Annotated in this window: 21 protein-coding genes and 1 pseudogene; 6 read left to right on the plus strand and 16 right to left on the minus strand. The window is 65.4% G+C overall.

What is annotated here, in order from left to right:
• Window positions 1-125 precede the first annotated feature (125 nt).
• Genes CIT39_RS31060 through CIT39_RS31070 form a run of 3 tightly spaced genes read left to right on the plus strand, consistent with a single transcriptional unit; the run spans window position 126 to window position 2692 of the window.
• On the plus strand, window positions 126-785 hold the full coding sequence (locus CIT39_RS31060; protein WP_162308775.1) for a transferase hexapeptide repeat family protein: 660 nt from the start codon (window positions 126-128) through the stop codon (window positions 783-785).
• The gene (locus CIT39_RS31065; protein ID WP_094976494.1) at window positions 782-1975 is read left to right on the plus strand and encodes an alpha-D-ribose 1-methylphosphonate 5-triphosphate diphosphatase; all 1194 of its coding nucleotides are present in this window, start codon (window positions 782-784) and stop codon (window positions 1973-1975) included. Before CIT39_RS31060 ends, CIT39_RS31065 begins: the two co-directional genes overlap by 4 nt.
• An 18-nt stretch (window positions 1976-1993) precedes the next feature.
• Window positions 1994-2692 carry a DUF1045 domain-containing protein gene (locus tag CIT39_RS31070; RefSeq protein WP_094976493.1) on the plus strand — a complete coding sequence of 233 codons (699 nt, stop codon included), beginning with the start codon at window positions 1994-1996 and terminating at the stop codon, window positions 2690-2692.
• 136 nt (window positions 2693-2828) lie between these two features.
• Here CIT39_RS31070 and CIT39_RS31075 read toward each other — a convergent pair whose 3' ends face one another.
• The 11 genes and pseudogenes from CIT39_RS31075 to CIT39_RS31125 all read right to left on the minus strand — a co-directional run bounded on the left by CIT39_RS31075 (window position 2829) and on the right by CIT39_RS31125 (window position 18081).
• On the minus strand, window positions 2829-3767 hold the full coding sequence (locus CIT39_RS31075) for a dihydrodipicolinate synthase family protein (protein WP_094977051.1): 939 nt from the start codon (window positions 3765-3767) through the stop codon (window positions 2829-2831).
• Between the two features lie 131 nt (window positions 3768-3898).
• A complete protein-coding gene (locus tag CIT39_RS31080; RefSeq protein WP_094976492.1) occupies window positions 3899-5980 on the minus strand; it encodes a methyl-accepting chemotaxis protein in 2082 nt (693 codons plus the stop codon).
• A 125-nt stretch (window positions 5981-6105) separates the two neighbouring features.
• Window positions 6106-6876, minus strand: coding sequence for an enoyl-CoA hydratase (locus CIT39_RS31085; protein WP_094976491.1), 771 nt, complete (start codon window positions 6874-6876; stop codon window positions 6106-6108).
• Between the two features lie 12 nt (window positions 6877-6888).
• Complete coding sequence (locus CIT39_RS31090; protein ID WP_094976490.1) at window positions 6889-7353, minus strand: MarR family winged helix-turn-helix transcriptional regulator; 465 nt, start codon at window positions 7351-7353, stop codon at window positions 6889-6891.
• A 48-nt stretch (window positions 7354-7401) separates the two neighbouring features.
• The gene (locus CIT39_RS31095; protein ID WP_162308776.1) at window positions 7402-9063 is read right to left on the minus strand and encodes a tannase/feruloyl esterase family alpha/beta hydrolase; all 1662 of its coding nucleotides are present in this window, start codon (window positions 9061-9063) and stop codon (window positions 7402-7404) included.
• A gap of 179 nt (window positions 9064-9242) precedes the next feature.
• Window positions 9243-10488 (minus strand): annotated as a pseudogene (gene serA / locus CIT39_RS31100) (phosphoglycerate dehydrogenase).
• Window positions 10489-10700: 212 nt separating this feature from the next.
• A complete protein-coding gene (locus CIT39_RS31105; RefSeq protein ID WP_094976487.1) occupies window positions 10701-11933 on the minus strand; it encodes a rhodanese-like domain-containing protein in 1233 nt (410 codons plus the stop codon).
• A gap of 96 nt (window positions 11934-12029) precedes the next feature.
• Window positions 12030-13313: a DUF1963 domain-containing protein gene (locus CIT39_RS31110; RefSeq protein ID WP_094976486.1), complete on the minus strand. Its 1284-nt coding sequence runs from the start codon at window positions 13311-13313 to the stop codon at window positions 12030-12032.
• Window positions 13314-13478: 165 nt separating this feature from the next.
• Complete coding sequence (locus CIT39_RS31115) at window positions 13479-14663, minus strand: PepSY-associated TM helix domain-containing protein (RefSeq protein ID WP_094976485.1); 1185 nt, start codon at window positions 14661-14663, stop codon at window positions 13479-13481.
• Between the two features lie 2 nt (window positions 14664-14665).
• The gene (locus CIT39_RS31120; RefSeq protein WP_162308777.1) at window positions 14666-16996 is read right to left on the minus strand and encodes a TonB-dependent siderophore receptor; all 2331 of its coding nucleotides are present in this window, start codon (window positions 16994-16996) and stop codon (window positions 14666-14668) included.
• A 200-nt stretch (window positions 16997-17196) separates the two neighbouring features.
• The gene (locus CIT39_RS31125) at window positions 17197-18081 is read right to left on the minus strand and encodes a dihydrodipicolinate synthase family protein (protein ID WP_094976483.1); all 885 of its coding nucleotides are present in this window, start codon (window positions 18079-18081) and stop codon (window positions 17197-17199) included.
• A 178-nt stretch (window positions 18082-18259) separates the two neighbouring features.
• On the opposite strand from CIT39_RS31125, the gene CIT39_RS31130 reads away from it, so the two are divergent.
• Entirely contained in the window at window positions 18260-19672 is a 1413-nt protein-coding gene (locus CIT39_RS31130) for an FAD-binding oxidoreductase (protein WP_094976482.1), read from the plus strand.
• A gap of 8 nt (window positions 19673-19680) precedes the next feature.
• Complete coding sequence (locus tag CIT39_RS31135; RefSeq protein ID WP_094976481.1) at window positions 19681-20376, plus strand: GntR family transcriptional regulator; 696 nt, start codon at window positions 19681-19683, stop codon at window positions 20374-20376.
• Window positions 20377-20382: 6 nt separating this feature from the next.
• Here CIT39_RS31135 and CIT39_RS31140 read toward each other — a convergent pair whose 3' ends face one another.
• The 3 genes from CIT39_RS31140 to CIT39_RS31150 form a co-directional block, all read right to left on the minus strand.
• On the minus strand, window positions 20383-20547 hold the full coding sequence (locus CIT39_RS31140) for a hypothetical protein (protein ID WP_162848680.1): 165 nt from the start codon (window positions 20545-20547) through the stop codon (window positions 20383-20385).
• Between the two features lie 119 nt (window positions 20548-20666).
• Window positions 20667-21572, minus strand: a complete 906-nt coding sequence (locus tag CIT39_RS31145) for a DMT family transporter (RefSeq protein ID WP_244607481.1) — start codon at window positions 21570-21572, stop codon at window positions 20667-20669.
• A gap of 107 nt (window positions 21573-21679) precedes the next feature.
• Complete coding sequence (locus tag CIT39_RS31150; protein ID WP_244607482.1) at window positions 21680-21865, minus strand: hypothetical protein; 186 nt, start codon at window positions 21863-21865, stop codon at window positions 21680-21682.
• Window positions 21866-22086: 221 nt separating this feature from the next.
• Here CIT39_RS31150 and CIT39_RS31155 point away from each other — a divergent pair, with 221 nt between their 5' ends.
• Window positions 22087-24108: a YgiQ family radical SAM protein gene (locus CIT39_RS31155; protein ID WP_094976478.1), complete on the plus strand. Its 2022-nt coding sequence runs from the start codon at window positions 22087-22089 to the stop codon at window positions 24106-24108.
• Between the two features lie 200 nt (window positions 24109-24308).
• Here the strand turns inward: CIT39_RS31155 and CIT39_RS31160 are convergent, their stop codons facing one another.
• Both CIT39_RS31160 and CIT39_RS31165 read right to left on the minus strand, forming a co-directional pair.
• Window positions 24309-25232, minus strand: coding sequence for an acetamidase/formamidase family protein (locus tag CIT39_RS31160; protein WP_094976477.1), 924 nt, complete (start codon window positions 25230-25232; stop codon window positions 24309-24311).
• 72 nt (window positions 25233-25304) lie between these two features.
• Window positions 25305-26132: an ABC transporter permease gene (locus tag CIT39_RS31165; RefSeq protein ID WP_244607483.1), complete on the minus strand. Its 828-nt coding sequence runs from the start codon at window positions 26130-26132 to the stop codon at window positions 25305-25307.
• Window positions 26133-26151 lie beyond the last annotated feature (19 nt).

A 26151-nucleotide genomic window follows, 5' to 3' on the forward strand; every position in this document is an offset into this window, starting at 1 on the left:
ACTTGTGTGACACCGGCATTGCAGTGCCGCGATCCTGTACACCTCATCCCCTGTCATCGTCATGTCATGACATCGTCATCAAGCCGCTCGAAGAGGAACACCCGCCCTCGCGCCTCGGATGCAACATGGCCGCCAAAACCCTCTCGGTCCAGCCGACCATCGACCCCTCCGCCAAGCTGCACGAGACCAGGCTCGGCGCCTATACCGAGGTCGGCGCGCGCACCATCCTGCACGATGTCGCGATGGGCGATTACTCCTATGTCGTGAACGACGCCCAAATCACCTACACCACCATCGGAAAGTTCTGCTCGATCGCGGCGATGACGCGTATCAACCCCGGCAATCATCCGATGCACCGCGCCACCCAGGCGCATTTCACCTATCGCTCCAGCGCCTATTTCGAAGGCGAGAGCGACGATGCCGAGTTCTTCGACTGGCGGCGCCAGCATCACGTCCATATCGGCCACGACGTCTGGATCGGCCATGGCGCGATCGTGCTGCCGGGCCGCAACATCGGCACCGGCGCGGTGATCGCGGCCGGCGCCATCGTCACCAAGGACGTGCCAGCCTACACCATCGTCGCCGGCAATCCGGCCCGCATCGTGCGGCGGCGATTTTCCGAGGAGATCGCCGGACGGCTCGCGAAGCTCGCCTGGTGGGACTGGGATCACGACAAATTGCGCGAAGCGCTGCCCGATTTCCGCAAGCTCGGGATTGAAGATTTTCTTGCGACATACGAAGCACCGACAAGTCCCTCAACCAGCAAACGAAGCGCGGTCGCGTGACAGACATTTTCCTTGAAGGCGGCCGGGCCCTGGTCGGCGCCGAACTCGTCGAAACCTCGCTCCTCGTCTCCGGAACGGACATTGCAGAGATTGGTGGCTCTCGTGGCCGGGCGCGGCTGGCGATCGATTCGCGCAACCTGCTGGTGCTGCCCGGCATCGTCGATCTGCATGGCGATGCCTTCGAGCGGCAGATGATGCCGCGCGCCGGTGTCGATTTTCCGATCGACGTCGCGCTCGCCGACAGCGACCGTCAGGCGATCAGCAACGGCATCACCACGGTGTTTCACGCCACCACCTGCTCCTGGGAGCCGGGCCTGCGCAGCAGTGACAATGCGCGCGGCCTGATGGAAGCGATCGAGCGCCAGCGCCCGCAATTCGCCGCCGACACCCGCTTCCATCTGCGGCACGAGACCTACAATCTCGATGCCGAGGACGAGATCAGCCTGTGGCTCTCGGAGGGCCGCGTCGACCTGTTCGCCTTCAACGACCACATGGACGGCACGGTCGCCGACATGGCCAAGCCGCGCAAGCGCAACCGCATGGTGGAGCGCACCGGCCTGTCGGCCGAGGCATTCGACCGGCTGGTCGAGCGCGTGGTCTCGCGCGCCCAGGAGGTGCCGGCTTCGGTTGCGCGGCTGGCCGCCGCGGCCCGCGCGGCCGAGGTGCGGATGCTCTCGCACGACGATGCGACGCCGGCGATGCGCCAGGAATTTCGCGAGCTCGGCGCCGGCATCGCGGAATTTCCGGTCAACGAGGAGACCGCGCAGGCGGCCGCAAGCCACGGCGATGCCATCGTCTACGGTGCGCCGAACGTCGTGCGCGGCGGCAGCCACACCGGCTGGACCAAGGCCTCCGACATGATCGCCAAGGGGCTCTGCTCGGTGCTGGCGTCGGATTATTATTATCCGGCGCAGCTGCTCGCCGCGTTCCGGCTTGCCGCCGATGGCGTGCTGCCGTTGACCGAGGCCTGGAGCCTGGTCTCGGCCGGGCCGGCGCTCGCCACCGGCCTTGCCGATCGCGGCGTGCTCGCGGAAGGCCGCCGCGCCGACATCCTGCTGGTCGACGACAGCGTGAAGCTGCGGCCGCGGCTGATTGCGGTGATATCAGGCGGAAAGCTCGTGCATCTCACCGATGCGACGCGGCTGCTGAGTACTGTGGCAGCGCCGCGCGAGGCTGTCGTCGCGGCCTAAAGTGGTTATGCTGAGCCGATGACAGGTTTTCCCCGCTACGCGATCTATTTTGCCGCAGGCAGCGACGCCGCGCTGTCCCGCTTCGGCGCCGAGCTGCTCGGCTATGATGCCTACACCGGCAACGAATTGCCGTTTCCGCCTGATGCGCTGCATGTCGCGCCGGACTGGCGCGACATCAGCGCCGATCCCCGTAAATACGGCTTTCACGCCACGCTGAAGGCGCCGATGGCGCTCGTATCAGGCAGGACCGAAGCGGAGCTGATCGCCGCCTGCGCGGTCTTCGCCGGCAAGGCGCGGCCGCTTCCCGTGATCCGCCCTGTTGTCGATGCCATCAGCGGCTTCATCGCTGTCATTCCGACCGAGCCGGTCGATGCGCTCCAGCGGCTCGCCGCAGATTGCGTCCGCGATTTCGATTCGTTTCGCGCCGCACTGTCTGCGGAAGATCGTGCGCGGCGCAGGCCCGAAAAGCTGAGCGAGCGGCAGCGCGACTATCTCGACCGCTGGGGCTACCCCTACGTGATGGAAGAATTCCGCTTCCACATGACGCTGACGGGACGGCTGGACGCGGAGCGGCGCGGGCCGATTTTGGCGATGCTGCGGGAACGGTTTGCAGCGCTGGGGATCGGGACGCTGGCGATCGACCGCATCGCGCTGTTTCGGCAGGATGATGCGAAGGCGCGGTTTCGCATTGTCGGAGAGTGGGTACTGGTGAGTTAGCCGAGATCGCGCGTCATGCTCAGCCATCGTAGGGTGGGCAAAGGCGCAAAGCGCCGTGCCCACCACTCTTCTCGACGGCACACGATTGGTCGGCACGCTTCGCTTCGCCCACCCTACGACTGCGGTGTGTGCAGCCCTACTTCCCCCACCGCAGCGCCAGCGCGTCGCGCTCTTTCGCAAGCTCCAGCAGACCCGCTTTCGTCGCCGGATGCAGCGGCTGGAGTGGATGCCTCACCGCATCCGACTTGATCACGCCGCCGGCCTGCATCATCGCCTTGCAGGCGATCAGGCCGCATTGACGGTTCTCGTAATTGATCAGCGGCAGCCAGCGCTCGTAGGCGGCCTTCGCCTTCTCGCGGTCACCGGCGAAATAGGGATCGACGATCTGGCGGATGCCGTCGGGATAGCCGCCGCCGGTCATCGCGCCGGTGGCGCCGGCATCGAGATCGGCCAGCAGCGTGATCGCCTCCTCGCCGTCCCACGGGCCCTCGATGTCCTTGCCGCCCGCCTCGATCAGGCTGCGGAGCTTTGAGGCCGCGCCCGGCACCTCGATCTTGAAATAGCGGATGTTGGCAAAGTCGCGCGCCAGCCGCGCCAGCAGGTCGACCGACAACGGCGTGCCCGCGACCGGCGCATCCTGGATCATGATCGGAATGGTGATGGCGCCCGACAGCACCTTGAAGAACTCGACGATGCCCTTCTCAGGAACCCGGAAGGTCGCGCCGTGATAGGGCGGCATCACCATCACCATGGCGGCGCCAGCGGCTTCCGCCTGCTGGCTGCGCGCGGCGCAGACGGTCGAACTGAAATGCGTGGTGGTGACGATCACGGGAACCCGGCCCGCGACATGCTCCAGCACCGCGTGCATCACGGTTTCGCGCTCGGTATCGGTGAGCACGAACTGCTCGGAGAAATTGGCGAGGATGCAGAGGCCGTTCGAGCCGGCGTCGATCATGAAATCGATGCAGCGGCGCTGGCCTTCGAGGTCGAGCTCGCCGCACTCGTCGAAGATGGTGGGCGCGACCGGAAACACGCCGCGATAGGGGCGTTGGGCCTTGTCTGGGGTGACCGGCATCGAACTCTCCATCCCTGATATGTCTTGCGTCTGTCGCCGCGCTCACGGAGCGAGGCGGCCCAGATGTAGCCGCCGCGCGGACCGGCGGCAATGCCGAACGCACGACGTCAGGATGGAGGAATGAGGCGAAACTACGCGGTCTTGACCGCGCCCAGGAAGCCCTCGACCGCGACGCGGAGACGATCGGCGTCGGCCGACATCTTCTTGACGGATTCCGACAACACCGTGCCGGCGTTGCCAGTCTCCTGGTTGAGCCTGGCGACGCTGCCGATGGTGTCGGTGACTTCGCGGGTGCCCTGCGCGGCCTGCTGGAAGTTGCGCGAGATCTCGGTGGTGGCCGCGCGCTGCTCCTCGACGGCGGCGGCGATCGCCGTCATCTTCTCGTCGATGCCGCTGATCGAACCGCCGATCGAGCGGATGGCTGCGACCGCCTGGCCCGTCGCGCCCTGGATCTCCTCGACCTGGCGCGAGATTTCCTCCGTGGCGGTCGCCGTCTGCGCCGCAAGGCTCTTGACCTCGCCGGCGACCACGGCAAAGCCGCGACCGGCTTCGCCCGCGCGTGCGGCCTCGATGGTAGCGTTCAGTGCGAGAAGATTGGTTTGACCGGCGATGGCGTGAATCATCTTCACGACTTCGCTGATGCGGCCTGCGGTCTGGTCGAGGATCTCGACCGTCGCGTTGGTCCTTTCGGCCTGCGACACCGCCTCGCGCGCTTCGCGGGCGCTGGACTGCACCTGCGCGGAGATCTCGCCGACGGAAGCGGAGAGCTCTTCGGTCGCAGCCGCGATGGTCTCGAGATTGTTGGTGGCCTGTTCGGCGGCGGACGAGACCGCGGAGGTCTGGCTGCTCGATTGCGAGACCAGCGAGCGCACGCCGGTTGCGGTGGCATCGAGCTCCCGCGTCGAGGCCACGACACTCTGGATGACCGCTTGCACGGTGTCGTCAAAACTGCGGCAGGCTTCGTCGACGGTCCCGGAGCGGGCCAGCTGCAAGGCCTGCTGCGATTCGCGCTCCCGGCCCAGGCGCTCGGCCGTCGCCGCGCTCTCGCGCAGGCTTTCAAGTGCCGCAGCCATGGTGCCGAATTCGTCGGGATGCCGGGATTGCGGCACCGGCGTCGCATAGTCGCGCGCGCTGATGCGGGCAATGGCGTCGAGAATGGCGCGAACCGGACGCATCAGGCGATTGCGCACCACGAACACGCCGGCCACCGTCACGGCCAACGCGAGCAGGAACGCGAACGACTGCACGATCAGGTTGATGAGGGCCTTCTGCTGGACGGTCTCGGCACGCGCGATCGACTGGTCGAGGGCCTTGTTGGCGACCGCCACGATCGGCGCGAAGGGCGACTGGCACAACGCGTTCCATTCCGCGGGGGGCATCGCCGGCTTGCCGCTGCCGTCGAAATTCCTGGTGAGCTCGTTGATCTGCTTGAGGACGCCATCGGTCTTGGCCTTGGCATCCGTCGCTGCCGTCACCAGTTCCGCCGGCGCGTCGGGCGCGGCCAGCAACTCGGCCATGCCTGCCCAGCCGGAGGTGATGGTGCCGTCCCATTGCGCCACCGTCCGCTTCTGGGCGTCGTCGAGCGGCTTGCTGCCGTTGACATTCGAGCGGAGGGACGAGCAATGAATGCCATAGCGATCGCGGACCTGCCAGGCAAAGCGGCGCACCTGAATCATGCGCGCGATATAGGGATCGTTCATCCAGGCACGGTTCGACACCGCGGTGGAGGCGAGGTTCGCGGTGTCGATCACCTTGGTGACGGCATCGTACCAGGAACTGGTCCGCTCGATCTTGCGCTCGGCGCGCGGACGCTTGGCCTCGTCGTAGAACAGCTGGAATTGCGGCGATGCGTCGTTCCAGCGCTGCTTCAGCGTATTGGCTAGTTCGTCGCGACGCGCGAAGTCCACGGTCGCGAGCGCGGCACTGATGCCTTCGTAGCCGCCCTGCTCGGCCTTCTCGGCGGCGCCGAGCTTGGCACGTGGATCGTCCTCGCCGAGCAGCGCGCTCTGGGCGTCGCCGCGATTGTTGCGCAGCGCGAGCACGCCATGGAAGATCGCCTTGTCGGCCGCGGCAAGCCGCTCGGTCTCGAGACTGTCGCTGTAGCGGCCGAACGCCCCCGCCATCTGGAACGCCGTCGAGGCCAGCGCGCCGATGGCCAGCAGGGCCATCAACGTCAGGAGAAGCGAGCTTACCGATTTCTTAAACATTGCCATGGGGTCGAAGGGCCTACTCTGAAAGAGTGGCCACCTTGCACCGCGACATGCCAAAGTTCCGTTAAGGTTTTAATTGAATTGAGGTGATCTCCCCTGCACCCATTCCCGCAGCGGCCGGTCGCCTTCTACGCGACCTTGGTGAAATCGGGCGGACGGCGCTCGGCAAAGGCCGTAAACGCCTCACGCGCCTCGGCGGTGCGCAAACGTTGTGCAAAGTGCTCGCCCTCCGCCTGCATCTGCGCGAGCAACACCTCGCCATTGCGCATCAGCTTCTTGGTCGCCGTGAGCGCACCGGCCGGCTGGCGGGCAAGACGTTGCGCCAGCGCAAGCGCCTCGGCATCGAGCTTGTCGAGCGGCACCACGCGGTTGGCGAGGCCCCATTGCAGCGCGGCCTGCGCCGGCACGGTCTCGCCCAGCGCAAACATTTCGTAGGCGCGGGCGTAGCCGATGCGCGCCGGCATCAGCAGGCTCGACGCGGCCTCCGGCACCAGCGCCAGGCTGACGAAGGGCGTCGACAATTGCGCGTTGTCGGCGAGCACGACCAGGTCGCAATGCAGCAGCATCGTGGTGCCGACGCCGACGGCGCGGCCCTGCACGGCAGCGACCAGCGGCCGGGTGCAGCGGGCCAGCGACTGGATGAAACGCACGACGTTGCGGCTGCCCTCGGACTTGCCGGCCGCGACCGCGGCGAATTCGCCGACGTCGTTGCCGGCGGTGAACATATCACCCTCGCCGCGGATCAGGATCACGCGGGCCGACGGATCGAACTCGGCGGATTCGATGCTGTCGGCGAGCTTGCCGTACATCGCATCCGTCAGCGCGTTCTTCTTGTCGGGGCGCGCCAGCGTGAGGGTGAGAATTCCGCCATTGTTCTCGATCCGGACGTGCTCGGTCATGGGTCTCTCCTTCTAGTCGTCTGAACTTCTTGCTTCTGAAGATCTTGGAAACTTGTTCTGAATGCTGGTCAGCCAGCGCGCGACGATGTCGATCTCCGCGGCCGTGAATCCGTCCGTCAGCGCGGCGTTGACCTCTGCAGCACCGGCCTTCGCCTGCGCCAGCGCGGTCCGCCCTTTCGGCGTCAGCCAGATCCGCCAGGCGCGTCCGTCCTCGCGATCGGCCCGCCGCTCGATCAGCTTCGCGGCCTCGGTGCGGTCGACGAGACCGGAAATGCCGGCCGGCCCCAGATCGAGCGCCGCACCCGCCTCGCCCATCAGGACGCCGTCCTGCCTGCCGAGGATGAACAACAGCCCGGCCTGCGCCGGCGTCACCTCGTTCTCCGGCCGCGCCGCCATCCAGCGCTGCAAGCGGCGCTGCGCGACGCTCAGCAGGTAGATCAGCCGATGATGCGGCGCGCCGGTGCCGTTATTTCGCATGCGAAATAGATAGCCCGGCGCGAACTCATTGTCAAACGGCCCACCTCGCTACGGCGCGCAGGAGAAGCTCGCCGCTTCCGTCACCGGTCCCGATTTGTAATGCGGCCAGGCCGGCCAGCGGCACAGCGGCATCGCGCGCAGCGCTGCGAATGAGGGCGCCTCGACCTTCTGCTCGCTGACTTCGAGATCGCCGGGCGCCTTGCCCTTCTCGACCCAGTCGACCAGTACGCTCAGCATGTCGACATTGGCCGGCGCGCCGGAGCCGACATGATCCACGCCGGGCGCGGTGTAGAGCCGCGCGAACTCCGCCGTCTCGGCCTTGCCGAGCTTGCGCTCGACGCTCTCGAAATAGCGGATGCCGGCATAGGGGCTCTGGGCGAAATCGGCCATGTGCTCGAGCATGATCAGACGGCCGCCGCGGGCGCGGAAGCGGCTGAGATCGGGATCGGTCGAGTCCATCAGCTTCGACACTTCGAGCAGCCGCGCCTTGTGCTCCTCCACCTTGTAGGTGGTGACGTCGAGCTTGGGATCGCGCGCAAAGACATATTGAATGCCGCCGGCGCCGTAGATCCAGGCGATGCCGTTGTTGGGCGCAGGCGGCTGCGCCGGCGGCGCGGTGCCGAGCCACCACGCCGTCCAGCCGCCGGTCGGACCGATCGCCGGCGTATCCTCGCCCGACACGCCCCAGCCGGGATAATCGCCGAGGCCGTTGGCAAGCGCGAACGGGAATTTGTAGGTTCCGTGCAAGGTGTCGATCGCCTTGATCTGCGCATCGGTGAGGCACTGATCGCCGCTCTGGCCGGCCGCGCAGCGCAGCGTCTCGACCTTGAATGCCGCCTTGCAACCGACGGGGTCCTGCACCAGCGCATCGTCGGAGCCGTCGGCCTTGTCACAGGCCGCCCGCACGGCCTCGCCGACGAGCTTCACCTGCGCCGGATTGATCCAGCCCGCGCCCATGGTCGCAAGTCCCGAACGCGTGCCGGCGTGCTGCAAGCCGACCCAATTGATGACGGGCACGCGGGCGAAGATGCCGTCGAAATCATCGGGGTAGCGCTGCGCCATGGTCAGGCCTTCACGGCCGCCCTCGGATGAACCCATGAAGTACATCTTCTCGGGTTTCTTGCCGTAGGCGCGCTCCATCACCCTAATTGCGGCATCGCGCACTTTCTTGTAGGCGCGGTGAGCAAAATTCTCGAAGGCTTCGTCATTGAGCGCAAAGACCTGTGGCGGCTCGCCTTGCCTGGTCTCGTGGCCCGAGTCGGTGCCGTAGGTGACGAAACCACTGGCCAGCGGCGACGGCTTGTCGAAGGGATAGGCCGGCGGCAGCCCGAGACCCGTGATCAGCACGCCGTTGAAGCCGCCGCCGCCATATTGCAGCGAACGTCCGTTCCATTCGACGGGAAGGTTGACCTGGAATTTGATCGGCGGCGCCTTGGGGTCGACCGGATCGATGTGACCGAGCACCTTGCAGAAGCCGGGATTGGCCGGCGTGATGCGCCCCGACGGCGTCGGCCCGCGTTCGGCGACGGCGATTGGCGAGGGTGCCTGCAATGTCGCGGCATCGATCTTCACCGCATCGGCGCCACCGACAAGGCCCTTGCAGACCGTCTCTGCATCCTCCGCCAGAGTGAGCGCCAGGGCGGAATTCGCGCTCAGCGCAGCCGCAGTCCCCACGAGCCATGCGCACAGCTTCGCTCTCGTCAGCGTCATCGTTTCCACCCGGATCCATGTTCTTGTTCAATCAACGAAGGCCGCATTCAATGCGACCTGCTGCCGGCCGTCAACGACGCGCTGCAGCCCTGTCCCGATGGAATCGGAACAGGGCTGCAGTTTGTTGGATTGACGCGCTTTCTTGACGCGAACCGGTATCCACTTCGCTCGAAAACGCTTTAATGCTCGAACACCAGCCGCGCTCCGATCGTGCCGTCGAGGCTGCGGATCTGCTGGAGCAGCGCCGCGGAATCATGTCCGCCGAGATCGGCATCGAGCACGACGTAGCCGAGATCGCCTGATGTCTCCAGATATTGCGCGGCGATGTTGATGTCGCGCTGGAGGAAGACCTCGTTGAGCCGCCGCAGCATGCCCGGCACGTTGCGATGGACATGGCTGAAGCGCGCGCCGGAGGGGCGCAGATGCAGCTGCACTTCGGGGAAATTCACCGCGCCCATGGTCGAGCCCGTGATGAAATAATCGACCAGCTTGCGCGCGACCTCGCCGCCGATGCGCTCCTGCGCCTCCTCGGTCGAGCCGCCGATATGCGGGGTGAGGATGACGTTCTCGAGGCCCTGCATCGGGCTCTTGAAGCGATCCGAATTCGACGACGGCTCGACCGGAAAAAACGTCGACGGCCGCACCGGCGAGATGACCGTCGCGCAACGCGCGCGCGAGCGCGTCGAGATCGACCACCGTGCCACGGCTGTTGTTGATCAGGAACGAGCCAGGCCTCATCGCCCGGAGCTCCTTCTCGCCGATCATGCCCGCGGTCTCCGGCGTCTCCGGCACGTGCAGGCTGACGACGTCGCTCTGCGCCAAGAGCTCTTCCAGCCTCTCGACCGGTTCGGTGTTGCCGTGGCGGAGCTTGTCGGTGCGGTCGAAATAGATCACGCGCATGCCGATCGCTTCGGCCAGCGTCGAGAGCTGCGAGCCGATATTGCCGTAACCGACGATGCCGAGCGTGCGGCCGCGCACCTCGCGGCTGCCGATCGCCGATTTGTCCCAGCCGCCGTCATGGGCCGACACCGAGCGCGGAAAGATTCGCCGCAGCAGCATCACGATCTCGCCGATCACGAGCTCGGCGACGCTGCGCGTGTTGGAGAATGGCGCGTTGAAGACGGGAATGCCGCGCTTGCGCGCCGCCATGAGATCGACCTGATTGGTGCCGACGCTGAAGCAGCCGACCGCGAGAAGCCCATCGGCGGCTTCCAGCACCTCGTCGGTGACCTGGGTGCGCGAGCGGATGCCGAGCAGCGACACGCCCTTGAGCGCACGCCGCAGATCCTCGCCGTCCAGCGCCTTGGTCAGCCGCTCGACATTGGTGAAGCCCGCGCCCTTGAAAAGGTCGACAGCGCTGTCGTTGACGCCTTCGAGCAGCAGCGCCTTGGCACTCCGCTCAGGGCTTTGGCCTGGGGCTGGCATGGTGTCTCCATAGATGATGAGCTTTGTCGCAGCACATAGACCGTGGACGGTGCGGGGCACAATAGGGGGTGGATACGGAGGGAAGATGGCGAGGTCTTGTGCGTTTGGCATCCCACCAGCAGCCCCGTCATTCCGCGCTCACAGCAGCCATTCCGTCATCCTGAGAGACGGGATGGATCAGTGCCCAGGCCTTACGCGCGCTTGCCCCGCAATCAAATCACATAGAACCCGTGCGTGCCGTCACGTCGGAGTTGCTCCACGAGTCCATACTCCCAATCGAGATAGGCCCGCATCGCCTTCTCCGCGATGTCGGTACCTTCATAGGGCCGGCGGTAGCGGTGGGCGGGATCGGGCTTGGGCAGCACACGGGGCGGGCCGATCTCCAGCGCGCCGTCATAACCGCCTTCCAGCACATAAACTTCCCAGCCCATCTGCGCCAACCAGGACGCCGTCATGTCGGCGCGGACGCCTTTGTCGTCGGCTAGCACGATGCGCGCGCCGCGCACGGGCGCGGCCATGTCGGTTTCCTGGACCAGCTGGCCGCCGGGATAGTGACGAAAGCCCGGGAGGTGGCCGGCGGCATATTCTTCGGCGTCGCGCACGTCCAAGCGATAGAGCGTGCGATCCGTCTGCGCGAGCAGCGCAGCCATCTCGCTTGCGCCGATATGGCGAACACCGGCGCGATAGGCGACATCGCGCGCATTGGCAGGACCGCCCTCGAACGACCCGATCGCGCCGCGCCTCTCCGCGCCGTGATCGAGCGTGTGCCGCGCCAGCGTCCAGCCGATGGTGCCGTTGCGCAGCGCGCGCACCTTGTTGGGCACGCCGGCATTGATCAACGACTGGGTGCCGATGATCGAGCGGGTGCGGCCGGCGCAATTGACGATGATCGTGGTGTCAGGATCGGGCGCGGCCCGCCCCGCCCGCAGCACCAGCTCCGCGCCGGGCACGCTCACAGAGCCCGGAATGTTCATGGTGGCATATTCGTCGAAACGTCGAACGTCGAGGATGGCGATATTGGCCTTGTCCGCGATCAGCTTGGCCACCTCGTCGGCGCTGTACGATGGCGTGTGCCTGCGCGACTCGACCAATTCGCCGAACGCTTTCGAGTAGGAATTGACGTCCTCGAAGACCTCAAAGCCCGCGTCGCGCCATGCCTTCAGGCCGCCATCGAGCACGCTGATATCGGTATAGCCCAGCGCGGCAAGACGCTCCGCGCCGGTCGCGACAAGTCCCTCGCCGTCATCATAGAGAACGATCGGCACGTTCTTGCGCGGCAGCCTCGTCTCGGCCTCGATCGCGATCCGGTCCACGGCCATGTTGGCGGAGAACAGCGGATGCCCCGTCGCGAAGCCGGCCTCATATCTGAGATCGAGCAGCGCGATCTCCTCTCGCAGCAGCAGTGCGCGGCGGATATCGGCGGGAGTGACGGTCGGAAGCTTCATGGGATGGACCTCGAGAAGAGAGCCGTGAGCTTTTGAACCATTGCGGCGGCGTTGGCCAGCGATATTGGAGAACACGAGATACGCGCGGAGATCAGGCTAATCGCATTCGTATGTGGCGACGACCCGCGAGAAGTCGCGTTGAGCAAGCGCATCGCGATCGATCCAGAATTGAAGCACGCCGCCGATATCCGAGTGCCAGTTGAAAAAGGCAAGATCACCCTGGATTTGAAGCAGCAACATCTCCTCCAGGTGCTCCTCCGTCGCATCCTGCGGCCCACTGCCATATCCCAGCATCTGATGGATCGCCGTTCTGAAATGGCGGCGCTGCCCATCTTCTGCGGTCGGCGTCGTCCAATGATTTTGCCGCGCGAGATTCGCAACGTAGCTCAAAGGCGCGTCGTCAGGAGCGTCGACATCATGCGTCGCCATGCAGCGGATCGTATGGTTGATGGCATTGCCAAGGTCTCCCGCGATTTCACCCGCATAGGTGCGGACTTGCCCATTCATCTTCTTGTAGGCCTGCACGATGTCGAACCACCAGGACCTGAAGGCTGCCTTCGTGTCCGCATCGACATCGTCCATCGGGGTCAGCGCCCGACAGCGCTCGAGCCACCCGACTGCACCGGCGCGAAGACGCTTCAATTCCACAGCCGCTTCGTCGGTGAGCGGCCTGCCGGAATATCCAAGCGTTAGATCGCGCTGGACATGAGACAATACGGACCGAACCACGCAAGCGACCAGCAGCCAGTTGAAGGGCCAATCCTCGTCCTTCTCGTACTCGGCCACGCTTCGAAATTGAAGCAGATCACTCTCCGGCGGCTCGCCTGGACCCAGCGCCTTACATAGTTCCTTGATCATCAGCTCGCCTCCGACGGCATCCTCGCGGAAATAGAAGTCGCGGAACGGCCGGAAGGACACCGGATATTTGAACTCGACCTTGGAATGAAAATCGAGGTTCGGGTCGAGCCATTTCACCTGGCGGTCACCTTCGTTGCCCGCCAACGGCATCAAATCCGGCGGTGGCGCGCGGTCGGGATAGGCATTGCCGTCCGCCGGGCTATACAGGACGCGACAGGGTGGATGTCTCTCGCCAACGAACACAGAGCTACAGAAGAAATAGAGCGTGCCCCGCGTCGGAAGTGGCGACCAGCCGGCACCCGGAACTTCAGCCAGGTCAATCTGGGCCACGAATGTCAGCGCAACTGTCTCTAATGTTTCACAGGCCATGACGACTGCCGTCGGCCAGTCGACATGCGGAGGCAATTTGGGAAGCCCCCCGAAGAAACTTCGCGCCGGGTGAACCAGCGGCACGGGCAGATCACTGCGGCTGACGAGCACCGCAGGCAGCGCCGTCTCTTCAAGTTCGTCTCGTTCAGACATTGCTGGAGAAGTCTCCCACCGACCTGAGCGTGTGGAGAGGATCGAACCATTCCAGAGCGTCCCAGACAAGAGTTTCTTATGCCGCAATGGGACGCCTTGGAGTATCTCGGCCTCGGCTTAAGAGATCGAGCGGCTTTCAAGCCTCTCGGCGGCCACCTCGTCCGCTCATTCGCCCGGAACGAGCCGTCCGAGCGGCTTCTGCGCCGGACGCCGCAGCCTGCGGCGCGACAGATAGAGCAGGATGCCGGTGACCGAGAACAGCGGCATCAGCATCGCGGCCATCATGAAGGCGAGCTTGCCTGGCCAGCCCAGAATCTCGCCGCGATGGATGTCGTAGATGGCCGCGATGATTGTCTCGCCGAACGTCTTGTCAGCATAACGCTCCGCGGAGACCAGCTGGCCGGTGACGGCATCGATGCGGAATTCGTCGCGCGTGGTCTCCAGCAATGAATCCTTGCCCCACGACCGGATCCGGACCGCCGTGCCCGGCCCCGCCGGCAGCGTCAGCAAGGCCCTGGAGAAGCGATCGCCCTCCTCGTGCTGGAACGTCGTCCATGCCAGATCGAATCCGACTGGCGGCGCCGGCTCGGCACGGCGGGCCGCACGCGGCAACTTCGCCGGCATCTTCGCCGCGGCAACGTGTGGACGCGCCAGCAGCCATGTGACGCTGTCCTTGTACCATTCAAAGGAGAAGAACAGCCCGGTGAGCGTCATCGTCAGATAGACCGGCAGCACCCATGTGCCGATCACGGTGTGCAGCGACCGGTGCAGCCCGCGGCCGCTGAGCCCGAGATTCGGCTTCAGCCACATCTTCACGCTGCCTGCACGGCGCGGCCAGCGCAGCACGAGGCCCGAGACCAGCATGACGATGAGGCCGAGTGCGATCGTGCCGGTGATCGGACGACCCCAGCCCTTGCCGTCGCCGGGAATGAACAGCCAGCGATGCAGCCGGCGCACGGTCGCGAAGAACGCCTCGCCGCGCGGCGAGCCTAGCACGCGCGCATCGTAGGGATCGACATAGAGCGAGGTGGGTCGTCCGCCCCGCTCGTCGCGCGCAAAACGGATATGAACCGCAGCAGATGGATCGCTCGACAGTGTGACGGCGGCGACCTTGCCGAGGTCCTGGGCTGCCTTCAACCGCGCCACCAACTCGTCCGGCATCAGCGCCGGCGCCTGACGCGGCGCGACCTGCATGATGCCGGCATTGAGGTAATCGACGATCTCGTCCTCGAAACTCATGATCGCGCCGGTCAGCGCGATCAGGGACACCAGCAGCGCAAGGATCAGGCCCGCGACGGAATGGACCTGGAACAGGACCGCCTTAATGGTGTGTCCCAGCCGCGCGGCCATGGCTAGAACTTCACCGTGGCCGACAGCGAGACGCGCCGCGCATCGCCGATGGCGACGTTGAGATTGTTGACGGCGGAGGGATAGTAGACGGTGTCGAACAGGTTCTTGACGTTGAATTGGTAGATCACCGGCGTGTTCTGATATCTCGTCTCGTAGGTCGCAAAGATGTCGGCGACCACATAGGACGGCAAGAAGAAGTTGTTGGTGGAATCACCGGGACGGTCGCCGACGTAACGAGCGCCGCCGCCGAGCCGGAGCTGACCGGGCAATGCCGTGCCGAAGTCGTAGACCAGATAGAGCGAAGCGGTGTTCAGGGCCACGTTCTGAAGCTTCCTGCCGAGTAATGTCGGATCCTCGGACGCCGTCACGCGAGCATCCGTGTAGCCATAGCTGGCGATCAAGGCCCAATTGTCGGTCAGCCTGCCGGTGACGTCCAGCTCGACGCCGCGCGAGCGCGCACGGCCAACGGTGTGAAGCTCCACGATGCCCGCACTGTTCGTCTTCGTCGTCTGGACGTTCTTCTTGTCGAGGTCGTAGAGCGCCAGCGTCCCGGAGATGCGCTTGTTCAGATCGAACTTCACGCCGGTCTCGTACGACACGCCCTCTTCCGGCGCGACGTTGGAATCGATCACGACGCCGATCGGCGCAATGGTCGAGTTCGGCTTCAGCGATTGGGTATAGCTCGCATAGAGCGAAACCTGATCCGTGAGCTTGAAGATGGCGCCGCCGAGCGGGAGCACCTTGTCCTGCGACACGTTGGTGTTGGTGACGAAGGGCTTGCCGCGTCCGGCGATCTGGTCGTAGTCCATGTAACGCGCGCCGCCGACCAGCGCGAGCCGGTCGGTCAGATGCAGCGTGTCCTGGACGAACAGCGACCACTGGCCGAGCTTGTCGGTCTGGGCGCTGTCGCTGTTGGACACCGTCGTACCGGGCCCGATCAGGCCATAGACCGGATTGTAGATGTTGATGGCGGGCGTCGCCTGCCGGATCAGACTGTCTCGATAGATGGTGCGGTACTGACCGTCGCCGCCGAACACCAGTTCGTTGCGCATGTTGCCGAGCCAGAAGCCGCCCGAGATGTAGGACGTTCCGTAGCTGACATTGCTGAGCGAGCCCCGCGTGCCGTCGTTGCTGCGCGTCTCGTTGCCGGTCGTGAAGTTGATGCCGGTGATGCGGAGCTGGTTGGCGCTGAAGGTTTCGGTGTTGTAGCTGTAGCCCGCGTAGAGCTTCCAATCCGGGTTGAAGCGATGCTCGACCGAGGTCTGGAGCAGATCGGACGTGCCCCATGTGTTGTTGAAGGGTTCGTCGAGACGGCGCGTGGCGGGTACCGCGAGGGGCGCCTTGGTCACCGGGCTGAACGCCGTGCCGCGGTCGAACGGGTAGATGAACTCGCGATGCTCGTAATTGAGCTGCACCGTGGTGTCCTGGCCGTACCAGGCCAGTGACGGCGCGATCAACATCTCGCGGTGCCGGCCGAAATTGCGCCAATAGTCCTCGCTGACGCCGTAGCCGATGAAGCGATAGGCGAGGCCCTGGTCGCCGATCGGACCGGTGACGTCGAGCAGGCCGTCGGCGCCGGTCTTGGAGGCATTGAACGCCGAGCCGAGCAGCGTGACCGAGCCGTGCTGGTAGAGCTCCGGGCGCTTGCTGATGGTGTTGACGATGCCGCCGGGATCCATGATGCCGTAGAGCAGCGAGGCCGGTCCTTTCAGCACCTCGACGCTCTCGACGGCGGGATTGAAGCTGCGTCCCTGCACCAGCGGCATGCCGTTGCGCATGATCGAGCCGTCGCGATTGTCGCCGAAGCCGCGGCGGATGACGGCGTCCTGGCTGCCGGCAAGCGTGTTGGTCTGGGTGACGCCGGAGACGTTGATGAGCGCATCGTCGATGTTGCGCGGGAGCTGGTCCTTCAGCACCTGCTCAGGCACGACGTTGACGGCCTGCGACGTATCAAGGGGCGAGGCGCCGCTGCGCAGCGTCGTCGCGCTCGGCATCGCGCGATAACCGAGCTTGGCGGCCTGCTGCGCGGCGGCTTCCGCGGCCGCGCGCTCCGAGAGCGTTGGCGGCGTGGGGGCAGGATTGCGGGCGGCTTGGCGGCGAGCGGCCTGCATGCGGCGTGACGATTGCTCCGATGCGCGTGCTGGCCTGGACCGCTGCGCCGGGGCCTCCACCGTCACCGGCGGCAGCGCCGACTGCGCCTGCGCGCTCGTCGTGTGGGACGAAAATTCGGTGAGCAGCACGACTACACCGACGAGAAGACCTGCACGGCTCCCGCCGGCACGATGACGATGGCTGCCGATACGCAGGCCATCCACGGAGGCACGCACTTTCAATCCACTTCACGTCAGGACATCGAAGTGTGCGCGTGTAACAGCCGGCGAGATCGAGGAGAACCGTAGCCGAGCTTGAATCGCTCTAGTGTGGAACCGTTCTAAGAACAGACCGGCATTGAACGGCAATCTCTAATTGGCGGCGCGCCGGCGGCGACACGCAGCGCGCGAATCGCGGCGGCGTGTCGCGATGTTGTGCAGTCTCACGCGATGGCAGGAGCCATCAACTCGTCGAGCTTGCGCTTGAACGCGGAGCCGTCCGACAATGCGCGGAGCGGCGGGCGCACGCGCAACCACGTGGGGTCGCCGGTCTGCGCCGCGATGATGGCCTTCAGGGTCGCGAGGAACGACGGAGTCTTCAGCACGATTTCGGCCGCAGCCTGCATGCGCGGTTCGACATCCTTGCCCTCGATCATCGCCTTGACCAGCTCCGGCGCGATGTTGGCCATGCCGCAGATGGTGCCGGCGCCACCGGCGGCGATCGCGCGGGCGATGTCGGTTTCGTTCCCGACGGTGATGGCCAGATCGGGAGCCGCGGCACGGAACGCCTGGAACTGCTTGAAGTCGCCGCTCGAATCTTTCAGGCCCGCGATCACCTTGCCGTAACGCTTGCGCAGGTTCGCGGCGACGCCGGTTGGGATCGCAACGCCCGAGATCTGCGGGATGTGATAGAGATAGGCGCGCAGCCGATCGTCGGCGACGCCGTCGATGATCGCGGCAAAGGCATCCTCGATGCCTTCAGGTGTGACGCTGCGATCGGAGTAAGGCGGCAGCACCAGCACGTGACGCAGGCCGAGACCGAGCGCGGCGCGCGAGAGTGCGATGCCGTCGGTAATGGCGGGGAAGCCCCCGCCAATGCCGATGCGTTCCGGCGCAACACCAGCCTTGAGCACGGCTTCGATGGTCGCAATGCGCTCGGTGACATTGAACGAGGTACCCTCGCCGGTGGTGCCGAACAGCACGACGCCGTCGACGCCCTTGACGAAGAGCTGCTTGGCGTGCGCGGCGAGCTTGGCCGGGTCCACGCTGCCGTCGGCCGCCAGCGGCGTCGCCGATGCCACCCAGAACCCGCGAATTGCCTCAGTCATCTCACCACCCTCCAAGCTGCGATCTCGGACCAAGCCCCTGATTCCCAACGGAACTCAAAGGGCTCTCGAGCTATGTTTTTGCTTTACTTTCGGTCTTGTACCTTACATACAAGAAAGAGGCAAATCCTTTTCCCCGTCACGGCGCGCATGGGCGCAGCCAGATTTAGGGAGGTCTCGCATGAACATGGTGACCCCGATGAAGCGGCCCGACCAGTTGCTCGGCGCCCTGCGCGACAAGCTCGGCGCAGCCGCCGTCCTGATCGGCACCGACGTTCCCGCCCGCAATTGCAACGACTGGAGCGCGAGCCTGCCGCAGACGCCGCTCGCGGTGATCCGCCCGGTCGACGCGCAGGGCGTGGCCGATGCGATTGCGACCTGCCGGCAGGCGCATCTGCCGTTCGTACCGCAGGGCGGGCTGACCGGGCTGTGCCGCGGCGCATCGCCCGAGGCCGGCTGGGTCGCGATCTCGCTGGAGCGCATGAGCGGCATCGAGGAGATCGACCGCGCCTCGATGACGATGACGGTGAAATCCGGCACGCCGCTGGAAACGATTCAAAAGGCCGCGGACGAGGCCGGCTTCTTCTTTCCGCTCGATCTCGGCTCGCGCGGCTCCTGCGCGATCGGCGGCAATCTCTCGACCAATGCCGGCGGCAACCGCGTGATCCGCTACGGCATGACGCGCGAGTTGGTGCTCGGTCTCGAAGTCGTGCTGCCGGACGGCACCATCATCACGAGCCTCAACAAGCTGATGAAGAACAATGCCGGCTACGATCTGAAGCATCTGTTCATCGGCTCGGAAGGCACGCTCGGCATCATCACCCGCGTCGTGCTGAAGCTGTTTCCGAAGCCCCGCTCGACCATGGCCGCGCTCTGCGCGCTGAAGGACTATACCGCGGTGATAGCGCTGCTGGAGGCGGCGCGCAGCGGGCTTGGCCCGCTGCTGTCGGCCTTCGAGGTGATGTGGCCGGACTATTGGGAAGTGATCACGGCTCGCGCAGGCGTCAAGCCGCCGGTCGCCGCAGGTCACGGCCTTTACGTGCTGGTCGAGGCGCAGGGCACCGACGAGAGTCTGGACGCGCCGCGATTCCAGGCCTGGCTCGAAGAGCTGATGGAGCGCGGGCTGCTGGCCGACGCCGCGGTGGCGCAATCGCTGGCGCAGACGCAGAGCTTCTGGCGCGTGCGCGACATCTGCGCCGAGTTCGGTCAGGTGCTGGGGCCGCACATCTCCTACGACATCGGCCTTGCGGTGGCGCGGATGGACGAGTTCGTCGCGCGCTGCAAGGCGGCGCTGGCGTCCGGCATCAAAGGCTGCGAGAGCGTCTATTACGGCCATATCGGCGACGGCAATCTGCACCTGGTTTCCTGGGTCACCGGTCTCTCCGTCGAGCAGCAGCCGAAGGAAGAGATGGACACCATCATCTACGGTCTCGTCCGCGAGCTCGGCGGCAGCATCTCGGCCGAGCACGGCATCGGCACGCTGAAGAAGAGGTGGCTGGGCCATGCCAGGAGCGAGGCCGAGATCGCGCTGATGCGGACGCTGAAAGCCGCGCTCGATCCCGACAATCTGCTCAATCCCGGCAAGGTGGTCTGAGGGCACCGATGCGATCGCTCAAGCTCGATACGCCGAAATCCCTGTCGCAGCGGGTGATGCAGCGGCTGCGACAGGCGATCATCGACGGCGAGTTCGCGCTGGGAGCGGCCATCTCCGAGGAGATGGTGGCGAATTCCTTCGGCGTCAGCCGTACGCCGGTGCGCGAGGCGATGAACCAGTTGCAGGCGCAAGGCCTCGTGGTGATCCGCCCGCAGGTCGGGAGTTTCGTGTTCACGCCGAGTGCGGACGACATCACCGCGCTCTGCACTTTCCGCATCGCGCTGGAGCCCAAAGCTGCCGAGCTTTCCTACCGTCACGATCGCGACGGTGCGGTCGCCGCGATCAGCGAGGCCATTGCGGCGATGGAGCCGGCGGTCAATACGAAGGACAACATCGCCTATGGCCGCGCCGATACGGCCTTTCACGAGGCGCTGTTCGCCCATTGCGGCAACCGTTATCTCGCCGAATCCTATCAGCTAGCCTCCGGCCGCGTCGCCGCGCTCCGCACCAATCTGACATCGCCGATCGACGTGCGGACCCGCACCTCGTTCGAAGAGCATCGCAGGCTGCTCGAACTGTTCGCGCGCGGCGAGTTCGCCGCCTTCGAGGAATTGATGACCACACATATCACCAATTCGGGCGTGGTCTACGCCAAGGCCTTGAAGGTGGAGGCCTTGAAGGTGGAGGCGTCGGGCGTGGAATGAGCGGTCCTACCGCCCTTCCCTCGGTCCCGGCCTGTCCAGAAAATCCAGCGCGGTGTTGATCTGCTCGAGCTGGTGCTCGATTCTGTCGCGGTCCTCGACCGAGGGCGCCTGTTCGAGCTGCTCCACGAGCTTCTGCTTTCGCAACAGCAGGTTCTCAATGACTGAACTCACAGCTCCCCCATCGCGAGAGGCGAACATTTGAGAGCGCGCGCGAGCCGGGCTCGCGGCGACGCCTCCATCAGAATGTCTGCGCATGCGGATGGTTCCTGCGGGCGCGCATGCGGATGGAACTAGCGGCGCAGGCTGGCCCAGACGCCACCCAGGATCAGCAGGCCGCCGAGAAGATGGATCAGCTTCGGCGGTTCGCCGAGGATGGCGAAAGACAGCAGCGCGCTTGCGATCGGCCCGAGATAGAGCACGAGCGAGGTTCGCACCGAGCCGAACTTGCCGCCGAGCCAGGCGAAGCCGGCATAAGCGAGCAGGCCGGGAACGATCCCGGCGAAGACATAGGCCGACAACGCCCTGGTGCTGAAGACCTCGTCGGGCCTTGCCCACATCTCCATCGCCGCGAGCGGCAGCGAGAACAGGGCGCCGGCGCCCGAGAACAGGCTGATGCGTGCCAGCAGCGAGGCCTTTGGCGCGACGCGCGATTGCAGCAGCGTGTAACCGGACCAGCCGAGCATCGCGATCACGACGAGGCCGTCGCCCGCCGCGGTCTGAAGTTCGATCAGGGTCTGCGGATGGCCGCCGGAGATGATGAGCAGCGCACCGGCGAGCGCCAGCGCCGTGCCGAGCCATTGCAGCGGACCGACATGCTCCATGCCGCGCAAGGCCGAGATCAACAGCACCGTGATCGGCGACAGCGCCATGATCAGCGCGATGTGGATCGCCGTCGTCGAAACGCCGGCAGCGTAGACCGGACCGCCGCACAGGAACATGCCCATGAAGCCGGCGGCGAGGATCGGCCAGAGATTTCGGCCAAGCGCCACGCGGCCATCGCGGATCTCCCTGAGCGCGATCGGCGCGAGCCCGATTGCGACGATGCTCCAGCGGAAGAAGGCGAGCGCGAAGGGCGGGACGGAGCCTGCGAGCCCCCGCGCCAGAACCTGGTTGGAAGCCTGCGCCGTTGCGACCAGGACGAAGCCGATCAGCGCAAACACGCCGAGCCAGGCACCGGCGGACGATGTTGTGGCCACGACCGCCTCACGATCGCCCTCTGATGTTTCCCTGCCCATCGCGTGATCGAATACTCCATGACGGCTGCGGTGAGAACCCGGATCGCCGCATGCGACGATTGCGGTGGTCAGTGGGTCGAGACGACGCCCGCCAACTGCACCGGTCCGACATGGGTGCGGGTGACGGAGACCGAGAACACCGCCAGCAGCGCGCACAGCATGCAGACCCTCATCCGCACCGTCCGGCGGTCGGTGATCGGCAGGAACAGGAAAAACAACATCGCCAGGATCAGCAGCGCGTCGATCAGAAACATGGGGCTCTCCTTCCAGATTGGAGAGAGCATGACGCGATGGCGCCGGCCGGACTGTGGAAGGCATCACACACCTGGTGGCACCGAGCCGGGCTACGCTGGGAGATGACGAAGCGGCACGCGCTCTTGAACGGTTAACGTGCCTGGACTGCCGTCCGGGAACCTCGATCTTTCACGCCTCCGTCGGTTGTATTCGGGGACGCGGAGTCCTATGCGTAGGCGCCATGGACACCCAGATGATCACCGCCGCAAAGCCCCTGATGGCTCAGGCGCGCCCACGCAAGCCGGCGCCGTTCCTCCCGATGAGCCGCACCGAGATGGATGCGCTCGGCTGGGACGCCTGCGACATCGTGCTGGTGACCGGGGATGCCTATGTCGACCATCCCAGTTTCGGCATGGCCATCATCGGCCGGCTGCTGGAGGCGCAAGGTTTTCGGGTCGGCATCATCTCGCAGCCCGACTGGCACTCGGCCGACCCGTTCAAGGTGCTCGGCAAGCCGAAAGTGTTCTTCGGTGTCACCGGCGGCAACATGGACTCCATGGTGAACCGCTACACCGCCGACCGCCGCATCCGCAGCGACGACGCCTATACGGCGGGCGGCGAAGGCGGCAGGCGGCCGGACCGCTGCACCGTCGTCTACGCCCAGCGCTGCCGCGAGGCGTTCAAGGACGTGCCGATCGTGCTCGGCGGCATCGAGGCCTCGCTACGCCGGATCGCGCATTACGACTATTGGTCGGACAAGGTGCGCCGCTCGGTGCTCGCCGATGCCAAGGCCGACCTGCTGCTCTACGGCAATGCCGAACGCGCCGTGGTCGAAGTCGCGCAGCGGCTCGCCGCCGGCGAAGCGCCGCGCGCGCTGGACGACATCAGGGGCGTCGCGCTGTTTCGCCGCGTGCCTGAGGACTATGAGGAGTTGCACGCCGACGATCTCGATTCCGCCGACGAGGGCGCGACGCGCCAGAAGGGCTTAACCGTGATCCGCCTGCCGGCGCTGGAGCAGGTCGAGCAGGACAAGGAAGCCTATGCCCGCGCCTCGCGCGTGCTGCATCGGGAGAGCAATCCCGGCAATGCGCGGCCGCTGGTGCAGCGCCACGGCGACCGCGATCTCTGGCTCAACCCGCCGCCGATCCCGCTGACCAGCGACGAGATGGACGCGGTCTACGACCTGCCTTACGCGCGCGCGCCGCATCCGTCCTATGGCGATGCGAAGATCCCGGCGTGGGACATGATCAAGTTCTCGGTGACGATCATGCGCGGCTGCTTCGGCGGCTGCACCTTCTGCTCGATCACCGAGCACGAAGGCCGCATCATCCAGAACCGCTCCGAGGGTTCTATTCTCCGCGAGATCGAGAAGATCCGCGACCGGACGCCGGGCTTCACCGGCGTGATCTCCGACATCGGCGGCCCCACCGCCAACATGTACCGGATGGCGTGCAAGGACCCCAAGGTCGAGGCCGCGTGCCGGCGTCCGTCCTGCGTCTTCCCTGAGATCTGCCCGAACCTCAACACCTCGCATGACGACCTGATCCGGCTCTATCGGAAGGTGCGCGAGACCAAGGGCATCAAGAAGGTGATGGTCGCCTCGGGTGTGCGCTACGACCTGGCGGTCGAGAGCCCGGAATACATCAAGGAACTCGTCACCCATCACGTCGGCGGTTACCTCAAGATCGCACCCGAACATACCGAGCGCGGCCCGCTCGACAAGATGATGAAGCCAGGCATCGGCGCCTACAACAAGTTCAAGCGCATGTTCGACGAAGCCGCCGAGCGCGCCGGCAAGAAGTATTATCTGATCCCCTATTTCATCGCGGCGCATCCGGGCACGACCGACGAGGACATGATGAACCTCGCGCTGTGGCTGAAAAAGAACCGCTATCGCGCCGACCAGGTGCAGACCTTCCTGCCCTCGCCGATGGCGACGGCGACCGCGATGTACCACACCGGCGTCAACCCGCTGCGCGGCGTGCGCCACGGCGGCAGCGACAAGGTCGAGGCGATCAAGGGGCTGCGCCAGCGCAGGCTGCACAAGGCCTTCCTGCGCTATCACGACCCTGACAATTGGCCGGTGCTGCGCGAGGCCCTGATCGAGATGGGCCGCCGCGACCTGATCGGCTCGCAGCCACATCAGCTCGTGCCCGCACACCAGCCCCCCGGCACAGGCAAGGCTGCCGGCACAAGGCGGCCGGTGCGGCCGGGCGAGAAGTCGCAGCGGTTCACGACCAAGGGATTGCGGGTGATGAAGTAGGGCGGAAGCCGGACGGCCTCCGAGCCAGCGCGTTTCCGTTGTACCGGCCAAGCAAAAATATCGAAAACAACCCCATGCACAGTAGACGGCATGAGGGAAATCAAGGGGTTACGTTGACCGCAAAAACGTCGATCCGCGGCAATATCGGGCTGTGACATCCCTTGTCGGGAGCGTCGGGCATTCAGGCCCGAGAGACCGTTTCACCCGTGATACCGCTCCAGCAGGCTCCGCTCCACCTTGCAGATATACGTGTATTTCGGATTGACCACCTGTGTGCAGCGGGCCTCTGCGATCTGGCCCAGCAGCATGTAGCCTTCGGCCGCCGGGATCTTCCAGTCGTCCTCCATCCAATAGACCATCTCCTCGAACGCGATGCGCATCGCGTCTTCGAGCGGGCGGGCGCATCCGAGGGTGCAGATGTGGGTCGCGGTCTCGATGCGCGGGTGATTCAGCCTCGCGGGGGCCTTGGCCAGCGAGACCTTGACGGTGAGGTTGGCCGCGATCTCGATTGCGCCCATGCCGTTGCATTCGCCGTCGCCCTGGATGGCATGGCAATCCCCCAGGAAAAGATGGGCACCGTCCTTGTTGACGCGGAAGAAGATGCTGTTGCCGGTGGTGATCTCCTGAACGTCCATGTTACCGCCATGCGTTCCGTTGTCGACGGTGAGAACCGCGCCGTGAACCGGCGCAACGCCGGCCACGCCGATCATCGGCCTGATGGGCAGCTTCAGATGCTCGTTCCAGTGAACGAGGCCGTCCTTGACCTCGACGACCCGGGTCTGGATGCCGAACTCCTTGCGCCTGACCCAATCGGGAAACATGCCGATGCCCGGCCAGAGCGCGGTGAAGCCGAGCTTGTCGAGCTCCATGTCGATGATTTCGAGGCGCAGCATGTCGCCCGGCTTTGCGCCGCGCACCTCGATCGGACCGGTGGCGCCGTTCACGAAGGGCATCGTCACGTCGGCCTCTGTCAACTGCTGCCCGAGGTGACGAATGGTGCCGTCATTGGCGTTGATGGCGCACTCCACCACGAAGGTTTCGCCCGGCTCGACGCTCGCGATGAACTTGTCGTCCCCGGACAGCGCGTATTTGATGTTTCCGGCCTTGCTGATGCGCTTGGACATGGTTCCTCCGTGGGCGTTTTCGGATGTACTGAGGTTGACGTGCGATGCGGATGAAGTCGGAAGCGATCTGCCCTATGCCGGTCGGCGCCATGGCATCAGCAGCCGTTCGATCTTGCCGACCAGCCAGGTCAGAACCAGCGCGAGCACGATCGTCACCACCAGCGCGGCGAACACCTTGGGAATGATGTAGAGCGAGCCGGCCTTGAAGATGGCGTGTCCCAGGCCCTCGGACGACGACATGAACTCGCCGACGATCGCGCCGATCAACGCGAAGCCGACCGTCAGCTTCAGGCCTGCGAAGATATCGGTGAGCGAGGCCGGGATCACGAGCTTCCGGAAAATCTGGAATTTCGAGGCGCCCAGGGTTTTCATGAGATTGATCTGGTCTCCATCGACGCCGACCGCTCCCTTGTAGGACGTCACCAGCGCGACGATCACCACCGACAGGGTGGACATCGCGACCTTCGAGACCAGTCCGGTGCCGAACCAGATGATCACGATGGGGGCGAGCGCGATGATGGGGATCGATCCGAGTGCGATCACGAACGGCTGGACGACGCGGGAGACGAACCGCGAATACCAGAGCGACAAACCGAGCAGCGTGCCGACCAGATTGCCCATGAAGAAGCCGAGCAACGTCTCTATGCCGGTGACGCCTGCATCGCGCCACAAGCTTCCGTCCCGTGCCATCTGCACCAGGAAGCCCGCGATCGCCGACGGCGATCCGAACATGAAGGCCGCGGGGCTGCCCTTCGGCGTCGCGTATTCCCACAGGACGAGCAGAGCGGCCAGGACGAGCACCTGGGTCGCGAGCACGGCGAGGCCGTCGCGCAATCTCTTCCATCTTGCGCGGGCCAGTGGCGATGCAACGCTTCCGGCAGGCTTCGACGCGTCAACCATGCGGGTCTCGATACCTGTC

Source organism: Bradyrhizobium symbiodeficiens, assembly GCF_002266465.3.
Classification (GTDB): Bacteria; Pseudomonadota; Alphaproteobacteria; order Rhizobiales; family Xanthobacteraceae; genus Bradyrhizobium; species Bradyrhizobium symbiodeficiens.

Coding starts and splice junctions, on each gene's coding strand:
- CIT39_RS31150 (WP_244607482.1), bottom strand. CDS start 21,865: ATGTTTCTGATCGACGCGCTGCTGATCCTGGCGATGTTGTTTTTCCTG.
- CIT39_RS31115 (WP_094976485.1), bottom strand. CDS start 14,663: ATGGCCGCGCGGCTGGGACACACCATTAAGGCGGTCCTGTTCCAGGTC.
- CIT39_RS31155 (WP_094976478.1), top strand. CDS start 22,087: ATGGACACCCAGATGATCACCGCCGCAAAGCCCCTGATGGCTCAGGCG.
- CIT39_RS31060 (WP_162308775.1), top strand. CDS start 126: ATGGCCGCCAAAACCCTCTCGGTCCAGCCGACCATCGACCCCTCCGCC.
- CIT39_RS31135 (WP_094976481.1), top strand. CDS start 19,681: ATGCGATCGCTCAAGCTCGATACGCCGAAATCCCTGTCGCAGCGGGTG.
- CIT39_RS31090 (WP_094976490.1), bottom strand. CDS start 7,353: ATGCGAAATAACGGCACCGGCGCGCCGCATCATCGGCTGATCTACCTG.
- CIT39_RS31085 (WP_094976491.1), bottom strand. CDS start 6,876: ATGACCGAGCACGTCCGGATCGAGAACAATGGCGGAATTCTCACCCTC.
- CIT39_RS31095 (WP_162308776.1), bottom strand. CDS start 9,063: ATGACGCTGACGAGAGCGAAGCTGTGCGCATGGCTCGTGGGGACTGCG.
- CIT39_RS31080 (WP_094976492.1), bottom strand. CDS start 5,980: ATGGCAATGTTTAAGAAATCGGTAAGCTCGCTTCTCCTGACGTTGATG.
- CIT39_RS31105 (WP_094976487.1), bottom strand. CDS start 11,933: ATGAAGCTTCCGACCGTCACTCCCGCCGATATCCGCCGCGCACTGCTG.
- CIT39_RS31110 (WP_094976486.1), bottom strand. CDS start 13,313: ATGTCTGAACGAGACGAACTTGAAGAGACGGCGCTGCCTGCGGTGCTC.
- CIT39_RS31160 (WP_094976477.1), bottom strand. CDS start 25,232: ATGTCCAAGCGCATCAGCAAGGCCGGAAACATCAAATACGCGCTGTCC.
- CIT39_RS31130 (WP_094976482.1), top strand. CDS start 18,260: ATGAACATGGTGACCCCGATGAAGCGGCCCGACCAGTTGCTCGGCGCC.
- CIT39_RS31070 (WP_094976493.1), top strand. CDS start 1,994: ATGACAGGTTTTCCCCGCTACGCGATCTATTTTGCCGCAGGCAGCGAC.
- CIT39_RS31125 (WP_094976483.1), bottom strand. CDS start 18,081: ATGACTGAGGCAATTCGCGGGTTCTGGGTGGCATCGGCGACGCCGCTG.
- CIT39_RS31165 (WP_244607483.1), bottom strand. CDS start 26,132: ATGGTTGACGCGTCGAAGCCTGCCGGAAGCGTTGCATCGCCACTGGCC.
- CIT39_RS31075 (WP_094977051.1), bottom strand. CDS start 3,767: ATGCCGGTCACCCCAGACAAGGCCCAACGCCCCTATCGCGGCGTGTTT.